Annotated in this window: 8 protein-coding genes; 1 reads left to right on the top strand and 7 read right to left on the bottom strand. The window is 32.5% G+C overall.

Annotated elements, in window-relative coordinates; translation table 11 throughout:
* Positions 1 to 250: 250 nt before the first annotated feature.
* The 7 genes from ACXAHM_RS04560 to ACXAHM_RS04530 form a co-directional block, all read right to left on the bottom strand.
* On the bottom strand, positions 251 to 2497 hold the full coding sequence (locus ACXAHM_RS04560; protein ID WP_474959223.1) for a hypothetical protein: 2247 nt from the start codon (positions 2495 to 2497) through the stop codon (positions 251 to 253).
* A gap of 150 nt (positions 2498 to 2647) precedes the next feature.
* Positions 2648 to 5353: a fibronectin type III domain-containing protein gene (locus ACXAHM_RS04555; protein ID WP_474959222.1), complete on the bottom strand. Its 2706-nt coding sequence runs from the start codon at positions 5351 to 5353 to the stop codon at positions 2648 to 2650.
* A 194-nt stretch (positions 5354 to 5547) separates the two neighbouring features.
* Positions 5548 to 7425, bottom strand: coding sequence for a vWA domain-containing protein (locus ACXAHM_RS04550; protein WP_474959221.1), 1878 nt, complete (start codon positions 7423 to 7425; stop codon positions 5548 to 5550).
* Positions 7426 to 7514: 89 nt separating this feature from the next.
* Positions 7515 to 9413, bottom strand: a complete 1899-nt coding sequence (locus ACXAHM_RS04545) for a YfbK domain-containing protein (protein WP_474959220.1) — start codon at positions 9411 to 9413, stop codon at positions 7515 to 7517.
* A gap of 247 nt (positions 9414 to 9660) precedes the next feature.
* Positions 9661 to 10875 carry a hypothetical protein gene (locus ACXAHM_RS04540; RefSeq protein ID WP_474959219.1) on the bottom strand — a complete coding sequence of 405 codons (1215 nt, stop codon included), beginning with the start codon at positions 10873 to 10875 and terminating at the stop codon, positions 9661 to 9663.
* Between the two features lie 132 nt (positions 10876 to 11007).
* Positions 11008 to 11538 carry a glycine zipper domain-containing protein gene (locus tag ACXAHM_RS04535; protein ID WP_474959218.1) on the bottom strand — a complete coding sequence of 177 codons (531 nt, stop codon included), beginning with the start codon at positions 11536 to 11538 and terminating at the stop codon, positions 11008 to 11010.
* 114 nt (positions 11539 to 11652) lie between these two features.
* On the bottom strand, positions 11653 to 12666 hold the full coding sequence (locus tag ACXAHM_RS04530; protein WP_474959217.1) for a helix-turn-helix transcriptional regulator: 1014 nt from the start codon (positions 12664 to 12666) through the stop codon (positions 11653 to 11655).
* An 88-nt stretch (positions 12667 to 12754) separates the two neighbouring features.
* Between ACXAHM_RS04530 and ACXAHM_RS04525 the strand changes: the two genes are divergently transcribed.
* Positions 12755 to 14134 carry an RtcB family protein gene (locus ACXAHM_RS04525; RefSeq protein WP_474959216.1) on the top strand — a complete coding sequence of 460 codons (1380 nt, stop codon included), beginning with the start codon at positions 12755 to 12757 and terminating at the stop codon, positions 14132 to 14134.
* Positions 14135 to 14188 lie beyond the last annotated feature (54 nt).

The raw sequence follows: 14188 nt of genomic DNA, 5'->3' as shown, positions 1-14188 counted from the left end.
ATTGAATTGAATCACCTGTTTCTACAGAATAGATTTTAGCATTTCCTTTATCTGTAGGAAAATAATTTTCAGTGTAAAACTTTACTTCCTGAGCATTTAATTGAAGTGTAGAGAAAAAGTAATGAATACCAGTAAAATCGTTTTCATGATTTAGTTGTTTGTTTTGGATTGTATATCGTAATATGATATTTATTTAGTTTGTGCAATATAAAAAAAGAGATAGCAAATACATACTATCTCTTCCTCTTTGTTATCCAATGATAATGGTCTTTTCTTGCTGATTCCCTTTTTTATACTTTACGATAAAGGACTTTTCAATTTCATCAGCTAACTCAGGTGCATGTTGAATACAGGCTTCATGAAGTAGATGTCCAAACCATCTTTGTTCATACCCATTTTTCTTTCCTGAATTCGCTTTGCTAAAGATTTTCTTAATACGGTCAAAAGCTTGATCTAATTGAGAATTTTTTAATTCCTTTGGTATGGGTTTATTGTTTTCAAAATCCACATATAGTCCTTTTAAAGAAGATACCACTGCATGATAATAATCAAAGAAAGTCTTCTCAATGGTGTTGGCGTGAATAAATCTATCCTTATTGGTCCAAGTCTTATTCTCCTTTCTATAATAAGGTGTGTTCAATAGTTCTTGAACGGATTTTAAATGCATTTTTTGTAAAAGGAGAGGAGCATAATATGCTTTACGGTTATCCATATATTTACTTTTCTCCACTTTATCGTTTGGTAAAATAGCAGCAGCAAGTGATTTTGAAAAATCTTCAGGAGTTACCTTTTGTCCAAGAATTCCTAATAACTTACCCAAAACTGATGGAGGCACATGAAATAATGTTTCGATCTCGTAATAATCCGCTCCTTTTATCTTTTTGATAATTTCATCAAACGTAGGTTGGTACTCTTCCTCTTCAATTATACCCCAAATAATCGCGACAAATAACAGACGTTCAATACCTTGTAATTCTTTTATGTTGCTTTTTACTTTTTCATCCCGAAAAGTATTTAAGAGAGTTAAACTATAGTTTAAGTCATTATAATTTAAATCTTCTTTTGGTGTAGGTGTTTCTACATCAAGAACTAATTCAAATGAAGCATCCTTCTTTCCAAACATATCTGCTACGACTTTTTTCTCTAAGCCATATACTACTTCTCTTTTGATGACATCAGTACCATGTTGAATGTCGATAAACTCCTCATTATGAGTGATTGAACGTCCTGTTCCCCAGTTGCCAATTTTTAAACCTACCGAGATTGTTTTACGAATTGAAAGTCCTTTACCGGCTAAGAATTGATTGATTTCAATATTCTTTTCTTTCAATAAAGTACTAATATCTAAACGAAGAATATTACCGATATGCTTTGCTAATATTTTAGAGGAAACATACGCATCTAACATACTACTTTCGGAAACAGATTTACGATACGAATACTCTAAACCTAATTCCAATTTCATTTTTAGAAGCATTAAAACTTGCTCTTTGGCTGCGGCTATTTTCTCTTCGTATTGATCCAAGAAATTAATGACATTTTCAGCAGTTGGTATTTCCTTCATGTCTATTTTCTGAAGGATTGCAATAACATCTTCATCACCTAAATTTTCATTGACTTTTTGTTTGATATTTTCCATTGGCGCACCAAGATATTTCTCAATATATTTATCAATGAAATTATAGACTTTAGTGACTGCTTTTTCATCTAAACTAATTCCCACTGCTGCCGATAGTCCAATGCCTGCACTTTTCTTTTTTTGCTTATTAATATTAATATGAAAACGATCGTCTTCCTTGTGAATGAAACATTGGAAAGTATCTTTTTTTGAAAAAGAAAACCCTATTTCTGAGGAAGCACCGGCGTCAAATGGAACAGTAGTACCTGTACTTGTCAAGGCAAGGACAGGGGCTAGTATTGAAGCCAAAACTTCAACAATATCAATGGTTAATTCACCTTTTAATTCTCCATCTAAAGCAAAACCTACACCTTCGTAATTGTCGAATGCATCCCAAAAACCTTTTGTTGTACATTCCGAAAATATTTCTTTTAAATCTGTTAATTCATTGACGATTGCTCCTCCAGTAGAGGTTGTATTAGGATGAACTTTGCACCAATTAATAGCTAAATCTTGTTTACCACTAGCATTGACAGAAAAGAATTTAGAAGCAGAAGTATTAGCATTTCCTTTCATACTTCCTGTAATAATATACTCTATGATTACTTTGTCAGAAATAAGAGATTTATAAAAATGATCTTTATTTAAGATGACATTTTCTTGGTCTTCAAAATCATCACTGCTGTTGAAAACATTGATATTAAAATGACTACTTGCATCAAAATTAATGAATAATTGACTGTCAAAAACGGAAAGGTTCTCCTTGTAAGCAGCAGTGAAAAGTTGGTTATTTAATACTGAATACTCTACATCTTTCAAGGGTGTTTTGATACTACTTAAAGTGTTGGTAATCGTTGGAATGTATTTTAAAATGTTCATAATTAGTTTATGCTTTAGATGGTTTATTACAAGGTAGATAATAAATAATGAATTACAAACTAATTGTCGACAGTGGAATTCTAATTAGTGAGCATAAAAAAACTCCCAAAACGGTACCGTCTTAGGAGTTGATAACTTGAAATTGTTTTTTTATTTTTTGATTACTCTCAATGGAGTATGATTGTCAATTTGTAATAAATAGATCCCAGCTTGAAGTGAAGATAAATCGATCATTTTTGTAGATCTAGCTTGCATTAAACTTCTTCCATAAAGGTCACTGATTTGAATATTTTTTGGAGTTTGATCCATCTCAATCCTTAACATTGATGAAGTAGGGTTAGGGTAGATTTTGATCTCTTTTAGTTCATCTTCTAATGAATTGACAATATCAGTTAGCGTATTTACAGTAGATATTTCAGACCATTCAGATTCATTATTTGGATTGACAGCTTTGATACGGATATCATAAGAAGTATTTTCACCAAGACCTATTATGGTATATTCATTTGATGAGACATTATTCAAATTAATTGTCAACCACGTTGAACTGATGGATAATTTATATTGAAGAATAAAAGAAGAATTGTTTTCACCTGCTTCCCATTCGATCGTTACGTCATTTTTTTGAGGAGTAATGCTTGTAATACTTGGTGTCGGTAATTTTTCAAGTGCAACAGTTGAGAAGGCAATACTTTCTGACCAATTAGAATTGACACCTTTTTCGACGGCTTGAACTCTTACTTCGTAACTTACAGATGGTAATAAATCTTCTATTAAATAACTCGCTTCAGATATCGTATTGACTTGCATCCATTCTTCATCACCACTTCTATATTGTAGATTATAATGATCCGCATCTTCCTCTGCTTTCCATGAAACTTGTGCGGTATAATTATCAGGGATGACCACAATTTCAGAAGGAGTATTGATAATTACTTCTTGAACATTTAGAGTACATGTAGCTGTTTTATTGCCATCTTCTGTAGTAATTGTAATGGTTGTACTACCCAGACTATTAGCAGTCACTAAGCCATTTTCGTCCACTGAAGCAATTGCATCATTTTCAACGGACCAAGTCACATTTTTATTATTTGCAGCTTCTGGAATTAATGTATAATTAAGTTGGAAAGTCTCATTGACTTCTAATGCAATTTCATTCACTTCAAATTCAACGCTTTCAACCGTGATAAGCTTGTTGTTAGAAGCTCCAATATTAGGTGTGCCTTCAAATAAATCAATAGGATTTCCATAATAATCAACTTCTGGATAAGCCGTTAGATCTTTGAAAACACCTGTTCCTGCACCTGGAATTGCTGGTCCTACTTCCAACATACCTGCGTTGACACCAGGACTATTTTCATGTAATTGATAACCTGTTTGATCTTCAGTTCCTGGGTTGACAAACAATGGATTTGTGGTAATCTTATTGGTATCGTAATTTTTAAATTTTGCTTGAATATTCCCATTGAAAATATTGTGACTCACCAATAACGTTTCTCCATTTGTATTTACAGCAACTTGTTTTCCGCCAATTCTCCCTCCAGAAGAATAGAAGATATTATTAAAAATGTAAGTATTTTTACCATCAATATCAATGGATGTATCATAGTCTTTATCCATATAAACAGTGTTATGGTAGATGTAATTATGATCACTAAAATGATCTCCTGATGGGACTTTTTCATTGATCCAAATCGTATGATTACTTGTTACCCAATTAGGGTTGTCTCTCCAACCGTCATTCACACTGATATTAAAACGATAAACAGAGTTTTCATTACCTCCTAAAATTTCTACAAAACCACCTTCACAATCTTCCATATAATTGTACTGAACAAAGGTATTGACATTTTCATGATCAATATGAATACCGTGAGAATCTAAGTAGCCTCTAGTGCTTAAACATTGATTTTTTTGAATGACCGTATTAAAACATCTCCAAGTCCAAACAGCACTACCTCGAGCAGGCATTCTTTCGTCAACATCAGTTCCGGGATGATCAAAAATGTTATTTTCAATAAGTGTATTGTAGGTTCTAATAGGTAAAACACAAGTACCACCAGTATAAGAAAATTCATTGTTTCTAACGACAATATCTCGATTAGTATTGGTATCATCATTTCCAACACCTGTATTTGCACCATCATGTTTAATATGAATACCCAAACGTTGTAAATCGGTGAAATAGCAGTTTTCTACCAATATATTAGAAATGTTTTTTTCTTGACCTACTATTTTATTTTTATTAGAGATAAATCGAATACCAGATACTTCTAAACTATTAAAAGCATCTTCTCCTTCATCTCTTAAGATAGGTTTAGGAGCATAAACATTTTGAATGGTCAAATGATGAAAATGGAAATCCTGAATAGAAACGTTCCCTGAATTGAGGACTCTAATTCCATATGCATCATCTTCATTGACGCCTGCACGGTCATGGATTCGTTCATTATTTATCTCTAAATAAGAAAGCTCAATATGACTATTATTTTCTATTAAAATAGCTTCTTCATAATCACCTCCATTCTCAGCGCCCACTTCACCGGTGATAATAGGTAATGCACCTTCACCGTAAGCTGTTACCACTATAGGGTTACCTTCTTTACCTGATCCGTTTACAATAAAATGTCCATCGAAACGACTTCCTCTTTCAAAGAAAATGGTATCTCCCTCTACTAATGCAATAGATGATATTTTTGCTAAAGTTTTCCAAGGTGAATTTTTATCGCCATCATTTGTATCCAATCCTTCGTTGCTAATAAAATAATTACGGGGATCTTGTTTTATACCTTCTGCTATTGTTACAGTATGAAGGAATAAAAGGAATGTTGAAAGTAATATGTAAAGTATTTTCATTGTCTATTAGTATTTCTAAAAAATCTAGAAAGTATACACTTATGTTAAAGTGTTCTTTAGACAAATATTTAAAAAAAATGGATATGGTATTAAATGTATCTTTTCTTACACTAGCTATTTATTGACAAAAAATATTGTTTATAAAAAAAGAGAGCTAATTCATATCATTAACTCTCTTTCTAAAACTTTTGAGATTATATATTTGAATCTAATGACTTCCCTAATTTCACCAAACGAATCATTTCTCCTCTATACCCATCTATATCTTTTCCTTTTCCATCGGTTGCTAACTCTATGACACTTTCGTAAGTAGAAGTTCCTTTGTATTTTGAGTCTTTCAACAGCATTCCAAACTCAGCAATTGAGGCTGTAAATTTGAAATCTGTAGAAGTTGAAGTAAGAGGTATTACATTATTTTTTACAATAACTTCAATTAATTTACTTTTTCTTTCTTTGGGCTTTTTATATCTAAGTTTCAAAGTGATAATATCATTACTTTTTTTTGCATAATCTGTTAGTTCTGAAGTTTGATATTTTAAGTCAGAACTTGATTTTTGCTTGCCTTTAGATGGAATAATTTCGTATAAAGCTGTAACGGAATGTCCTGCTCCAATATCACCAGCATCTTTTTTATCATCTTTAAAATCTTCATCCGCTAACATTCTATTTTCATAGCCAATAAGACGATATTTTTTGACAAATTTTGGGTTAAATTCAACTTGGAATTTTACATCCTTAGCAATAGTATAGAAAGTGCCACCAAATTCTTTTACCAATACTTTATGTGCTTCCTGTAGGTTGTCAATGTAAGCATAGTTACCATTGCCTTTGTCAGCAATAATTTCCATCATATCATCTTTATAATTACCCATTCCAAACCCTAATACAGAAATATTTATTCCTTTGTCTCTTTTTTCCTCTATTAAATCTTTCATTTTGTTAGGGTTTTGAATACCCACATTAAAATCACCATCAGTTGCTAAAATAATACGGTTATTACCATCTTCTAAGAAGTTTTCTTCAGCAACTTTATACGCTAATTTTAATCCTTTACCACCAGCAGTAGAACCACCTGCTGAAAGGCTTTCTAATGCATCAATTATCTTCATTTTGTTATCGCATGAAGTAGATTCAAGTCTTAGCCCAGAACTCCCAGCATATACAACGATTGCCACTCGATCTTTATCATCCATGTTATTGAGTAGCATTTTTAAGGATGATTTTAAAAGAGGAAGTTTGTTTTGATCAGACATTGACCCTGAAACATCAAGTAAGAAAACAATATTTGACGGTGGTAATTTATCAGTATCCATTTTTTTTCCTTGAAGACCAATTTTTAATAATAAATTATCTTCATTCCAAGGACAATTTGAAAGTTCATGATTAACACTAAAAGGAACATCTTCTTTTGGTTGAGGATAATCATAGTCAAAATAGTTGATCATTTCTTCAATCCTAACAGCATCTGTAGAAGGTAAATTTCCATTGTTTAGATGCCTTCTAATATTACTATATGCAGCTCTATCTACATCTACTGAAAAAGTAGATAAAGGATTCTTTTGTACAGAGAGGAAGTCATTTTCTTTAACAGAAGCATAGCTTTCATCATTTTCAATTACGTCACGATCCTTTTTCTTTGCACTTTTTTGAACAGGTCTAAAACCTTCTACTTTTACACCTGCTACAGCTCCTGTCAACGCTTTTTTACGACTTCTCTTGGATTTACCGTAACCAATAACAATCACTTCATCAAGCGATTCTATATTTTCTTGTAATTTTACAGTTAAAAATTTATCATTTTTGATAACGACTTCTTCTGTTACATATCCAATAAATTTGAACACCAATGTTATGGGTAAATCAGTTGAATCTATTTTAATATTAAAACTTCCATCAAAGTCACTTATAGTACCCTTTTTTGTTCCTTTTATAGTGACATTAACGCCTACTATACCTTGATTATTATTGGATTTTTCAACTACTTTTCCTTCAATAGTCATCAGTTTTTGAGCTTGACTATTAGTGATAAATAATGTGAAGAACAGTAGTAATAATAGTGTGGTCTTTTTCATACAATAGTTGCTTATTATTTAAAGTAATTTAGTTGTTGTTAACTAAAAATAATAAATTATATTCTATATTACAAAAATATAATCCCTTATTAATTCACTTTAATTGACTTCGCTAATTTCACCAAACGAATCATTTCTCCTCTATACCCATCTATATCTTTTCCTTTTCCATCGGTTGCTAACTCTATGACACTTTCGTAAGTAGAAGTCCCTTTGTATTTTGATTCTTTCAACAGCATTCCAAACTCAGCAATTGAGGCTGTAAATTTGAAATCTGTAGAAGTGTCGTTTAAGGGAGTTAAAACATTAGAAACGATTGTTTCAATAAGTTTACTTTCTTCTTGATCAGGTTCTTTATATCGTAGTTTTAAGGTGATCAATTCTTTACTGTTTTTTGCTTGTTCTGTGAGTTCTCCTGACTGATATTTTAATGTAGATTTCTTATTCCTACCTTTTGTAGGTACAATTTCATATAGAGCGGTAACCGAATGACCTGCACCCATTTCTCCAGCATCCTTTTTATCATTATCGAAATCCTCATTGTTTAATTGTCGGTTTTCATACCCAATCAAACGGTATTCAGCTACATATTTTGGGTTAAATTCCAATTGGAACTTTACATCTTTAGCGATAGTAAACATTGTTCCTCCAAACTCCGAAACCAATACTTTTTGAGCCTCTTGAAGATTATCGATGTAGGCATAATTACCATTGCCACGATCAGCAATTAGTTCCATTTTATCATCCTTGTAATTTCCCATTCCAAAACCCAATACTGAAATTGCAATACCTTTTTCTCTTTCTTCTGTTATCAATTTTTCCATTTCTTGATTACTTTGAAGACCCACATTAAAGTCACCATCAGTAGCAAGGATAATTCGATTATTTGCCCCCTTAATATAATTTTCTCCTGCCACTTTATACGCTAATTTTAATCCTTCTCCACCAGCTGTAGAACCACCTGCATGAAGTTTATCTAAAGCATCTAGAATGATTTGTTTTTCATCACACTTTGTAGAAGGAAGTACCAATCCAGAGTTGCCTGCATAAACTACAATTGCTACTTTATCTTTATAAGTAAGATTATTGACAAGCATCTTTAATGATGATTTTAATAAAGGAAGTTTATTGGGAGAATTCATAGAACCAGAAACATCCAATAGAAAAACAATATTTGAATTAGGTAGATCTTTACGATCCATTTTTTTGCCCTGTAAACCAATTTTTAATAATAAGTTATTTTGATTCCAAGGACAATTTGAAAGTTCATGATTGATACTAAAAGGAGCTTTTCCCGTTGGTTGAGGGTATTTATAGTCAAAATAATTGATCATTTCTTCTACTCTTACCGCATCAGTAGGAGGAAGGTTTCCACTATTTAAAATGCGTCTAATATTACTATAAGAAGCACGGTCTACATCCACAGAAAATGTAGATAACGGGTTCATAGCTACTTGTTTGAAGTCATTTTCTGAAACGTGGGCATAGCTCTCTGTATTACTTTTTTGAATAGGTGAAATTGAACTAACTCCCCGGATTCTGATCCCCGAAGTATAGCCAACAGGAGGCTTTTGGTAAGTGTACATATTATCAATAGTTTCCTCATCAAATTCTTCTGGAATATCAATATCTGCTATTTCAGAAATCTCAATTTCATCACTTTTAGAGTCTTTGATTATTTTTGCTTTCAGATGGATAGTGAGATTAAATTGATCAAATATTTTAATTGTTTTATTCTCATAATTGGGGTGTGAGAAAACTAAGGAATCTTCATCAGAATCCATTTTTATTAGAAAGTAACCGAGTTGATCAGTGTATGTTTTTTTATCTGACCCTTTTACAGAAACTTCAATACCTGAAAGTACTTTTGTTGAAGCTTCTTCGTAGACATTACCTGAAACAAGAATCGCTTTTTTTTGAGCAGAAGTGATACATAAGGTGAGTATAAACAAACCAATGCTTAATAATAGTGGACGTAGTTTTTTCATAAGTTTTGATGTATTTAGAGGGTTGAAGTGAGGATTTTATAATGTTGTAATCGTTTGAATAATAATAATGTACAGGGATGTAGATGGAAATGATAATTAATTTTATGAATTTTAAAGCTTCTAAGATTCCTTAACTATTTATTAATATTATTTAATGAGTTGATTGTTGATTTTAAAAAAGTTTAAAGCAAAAAAAACTCCTTCCGGTATAGTCAGAAGGAGTAATATAAAGTATATTTTTATTTGATTAATGCTTAATTAATAATTCACTTTTGTGAAAAGTTTTACCATGATTGGCTACTTCAATTACATATGCTCCAGCAGGAAGAAGGCTAATATCAAAAGTTACCTTTTCATTAATCATTGGTTGTAATGGCTTTAATTCTGTTACTGTACCATCTTCTACATGTATCAAACGATAAGTAAACTGAGGGTTTTCTTGGTGATGAATAATTAGATTTAAATTGTAATCTGCAGGGTCAGGATAGACAGAAATAACTTCTGTTTTCTTAGAATCATCATGATAATTAATAATAGTCACCCACGATTCTGATTTACCATCTAAATCATATTGCGTTAGACGATAATAAATTCGTCCATCCTTAATTTTTTCATCTTCAAAAGTATACTCAATTGTTTCATCAGAATTACCAGCTCCTTTTATTTTTTCTTCAATAATTTCATAATCTCTACCTGCAGTCATTGATTTTTCAATAGTGAAGTGACTGTTATTAATTTCTGTGGCCGTGATCCATGTCAAAATTACTTTATCATCCTCAATAGTACCTTCAAATGAAACTAATTCAATAGGCAAAGCCGCAGAGGATTGTGAATTAGGAAAGTTTGTTTTAATGAGATTGGCTAGATTATCGGGGACCAAATTTGCATTTTCTTTTGTCAATCGAGTAGGTGGTGTAGTTCCTGGCCTTCCTCCTCCAAAGAACCTTTGAGCAAGACTATTAAATTGTACTTTTTCACCCACGAAGTTGTGATTTCCTGGTGTTCCATGTATTTCATTTGTGACATGTTGCCAACCATGACTGCTGGAAGATCCATAGGCATTGATGTATTCTCCTAATACTGCTAAAGAGGCACCATTTCCTCTTGCTTCATAGTCAACATCATCATGAAGTTCTACATCACCACCTATCAAAACAGTACCTGAGTTAATAATATTGGCTGGAGTTCCTTTATGAAAATTATGTGGGTTTCCATGAATTTGATTACGCATGCCATAAATAACAATATTTCCTTTTATGATTAATGTACCATTGTTTTGTACTGTTACATAATCAGGAGCAGAGATGATAAGGTTTCCATTGATGACCACCTCTTCACCAGATTTTACGGTAAATCGAGAAGGACATTGATAGTTTGCATCGTTGATTTCTCTGTGTTGAGCATTTATTGCTGTAAGGGTGAGAAAATAGAATAATATAAAGAAGAGTAGATTTTTTTTCATGATAGTTTTTGGGGTTGCTTTTATTCTTATTTCTAAAAATTACATAAAAAATTTTGCAATTCTAAATTATAAATACTTTTAAATTAGGCTAAAAAAAAGCCCGATTACTTTAGGAGCAATCGGGCTTTCATTTCATTGTACATTATAACCTTTTCCTTCCATACATGCAGAAAAAGCTTTAATATAATTATCTTTTAAAGCTTGCGTTTGTTGACTCGCAGCTTGATTATTTTTTTGTTGTTGAGCTTCTTGTTGCATACGATTTTGTCTTCTTCCTCTAAGACCACCAGCAATAGCACCGATCGCAGCACCTTCGCCAGCATCACCAGCAATAGCACCGATCGCAGCTCCTGCAGCAGCACCGCCAGCACCACCTTTGATCATAGATCCATTGCCACCCTTTTGTACTTGTTGTGCTTGTACTACAGTAGGGTTCATCGGGTCATATCCTGTTTGAGACATTGCCCATTTATAACATTCCATTTCGTCAGCGTCCATTGTTTTCTGATCTTGATTTTTAGATGGGAAAACATATAAACCTAAGCTTTTAGAAATAGAAGAACTTGTTGCAGGTTGAGATGTTGTAGTTGTCGCAGTCTCTTGTGCGAATAAAAGACCAGACAGACCAAAACTGATAAAGATTGTCGTTAAGAACTTTTTCATAATTCAAATGTGTGTTGTTGTATTTTTTGTATGTCTATATATACGGTAACACAGAATTTGAATTTTATCATTTTGTGATTGAAGATTTTCAGAATCTAATCAGAATTTAGAAAACTAATCTTCCTGATACATTTGCTGTCCCTTTTCAAAGATCATTTTTAAACGGTTTCTTAACTTTTTAGGCTTTAAGACTTCCAGAGAAGCACCAAAACCCAATAACAAGCGTTCCAGTTCATAATTTTCATGCACTTTTATTTCTATTATGATACTTCCATCTTTTTCTGTATTGATCAAGGTTTGTGTGTGATGCAGTGGTTTGGTTAAGACATATGGTGCATTAGTTCTGTCAATCTTTAATTGAATTCTCCGTACATATTCTTGAGGTTGAACTGTGACACCGATTGAGTATTTATAATATTCATCTCCATCAAAACCTTTATCAGAATACTCTCTTTTGAAATCATATTCAATGCCTTCAATTCGGTCTAATGCTAAAGTCAAAATACCACGTCCTTTTTTTCTGCCAACCACAAACCAACGGTTATTAAACTCTTTCAAAATGTAAGGGACAAAATGAATAGAAGATGCATGTCTTGAGTTGAATGATTGATAATTAATAATCAGACATACTTTTTTTGAAATCGCTTGATATAAAGAATCGAGATGTTCTAACCCTTTTAGATTTTCGTTTTTATCTAAATGAATAATCGCATTATTTTTCCCTTTTTCAGTATGTACTTTGTCTTCCAAGCGTTGGATAATACCATTTAATTCTGAAAAAAGTGAGAAGTCTTTGAATTGTTTGAGCATTTCTACACTTTCAGAAAGTATACTCATGTCATTTTCTGTCAAAGGAATGTTCATGATCGAATACTCTTCATCTTCGTATTTATAATACTTCTTGTCATAGACAATTATCGGAGCATTGTAACCCAACTTATCGCTACGCATCATTTGAATATCCAATTGAATACTTCGTTTGCTTACATTTATATCTCTTCCTTCATATTCAAATAGAGCTTCGGAACATTCCTCAATTAAATCATTTAGAGTCCATTTCCTGTATTTATTACGCAGACATTTGTCAATGGTTTTATACCTGATTAAAGCGTTTTTATTTTGTGCCATTTCATAAAATTAAAATTTATTTTCATCTACGCAAAATGATTGCGTAGTTCTATTTCACCTTTGAAGTGTTGAAAAAAATAAAAACAAAATGAATGGAAATACCTTAATCAAAATGGGCTTTACGCCTGGAAAGTGGTTCAAAGAAGCCTTAGAATTTTTGAATGCAAATGATTTGTCAGACGAAGAAATCAAGGATTATTTGTCACAATTCAAAACACCACCAGCCATTCCTTTACATCAAGAGGCTATTCCTTACTGTGTAAATTTGAAAGCAGAAACAGAGATGGAAGAGGATAACTTAATGAAGGTGAAAAGGACCATGGATCTTGTGATGAAAACTCCAACAGTGGTTAATGGAACAATTATGCCGGATGCTTGTCCTTCAGGAAGTGATGGAACAATTCCAGTTGGTGGAGTTGTCGTGACTGAAAATGCAATTCATCCAGGGATGCATAGTGCAGATATATGTTGTTCATTATTACTTACTGATTTAGGAAAAGCTGACCCGAAAGGAGTATTAGATGTAGCTCAATCGATCACGCATTTTGGTCCTGGAGGAAGAGATAGAGATGCTCAATTTCGTTTTCCAACCGACTTACTAGAAGACTTTGAAAGTAATACTTTATTGAATGATAAAAATGCCATTGGAAGAGCTAGAGCACATCTTGGAACACAAGGAGATGGGAATCATTTTCTTTTTGTAGGGAAATCAAAACAAACAGGAAATACCATGTTAGTAACACATCATGGTTCTAGGGGAATTGGTGCATTACTTTATAAAAAAGGAATGGCAATCGCAGAGAGGTTTAGAAAAGAATTATCTCCATCTACTTTAAAGCAAAATGCTTGGATTCCTTTTAATACTGAAGAAGGAAAAACGTATTGGGATGCATTACAAATAATCAGAAAATGGACAAAATATAACCATACTTTTCTTCATGATGCAGTGGTTGATGAACTTGACTTAAAGGTGGAAGATCGTTTTTGGAATGAGCATAATTTTGTATTCAAGAAAGAAAACCATTTTTATCATGCGAAAGGAGCAACACCATTACACCCCGCTTTTTCAGTAGAAGAAGACCAAAGAAGATTGATTCCTCTGAACATGGCAGAACCTATATTGATTGTAAAAGGAAAAACGACCCCTACAAATATTGGTTTTGCACCTCATGGAGCAGGGAGAAATGTAAGTCGATCGATGCATAGAAAATCTAAAGGTGATCTTACTGTACAAGAGGTTTTTGATCAAGAAACAGCAGGTTTGGATGTGCGATTTTTCTTTGAAGAAATTGATATTACTGAATTACCTTCTGCGTATAAAAATGCAGCACAAGTTCGAGCTCAAATGCAAGAATTTGGGTTAGGTGAAATTATAGATGAAGTCATTCCTTATGGTTCCATTATGGCTGGTGATTGGCAAAAAAATCAACCTTGGAAAAGACGAAGGTCTAGACGTCGTAAAGCATAAACTGCTATTACTTAAAGCAAATAACTAATAAAAGGTCAAGTAGAAGTTACTTCA

Source organism: Flammeovirga sp. AWQ4_249 (assembly GCF_056161045.1).
This window is presented reverse-complemented; position numbering and strand designations above follow the sequence as displayed.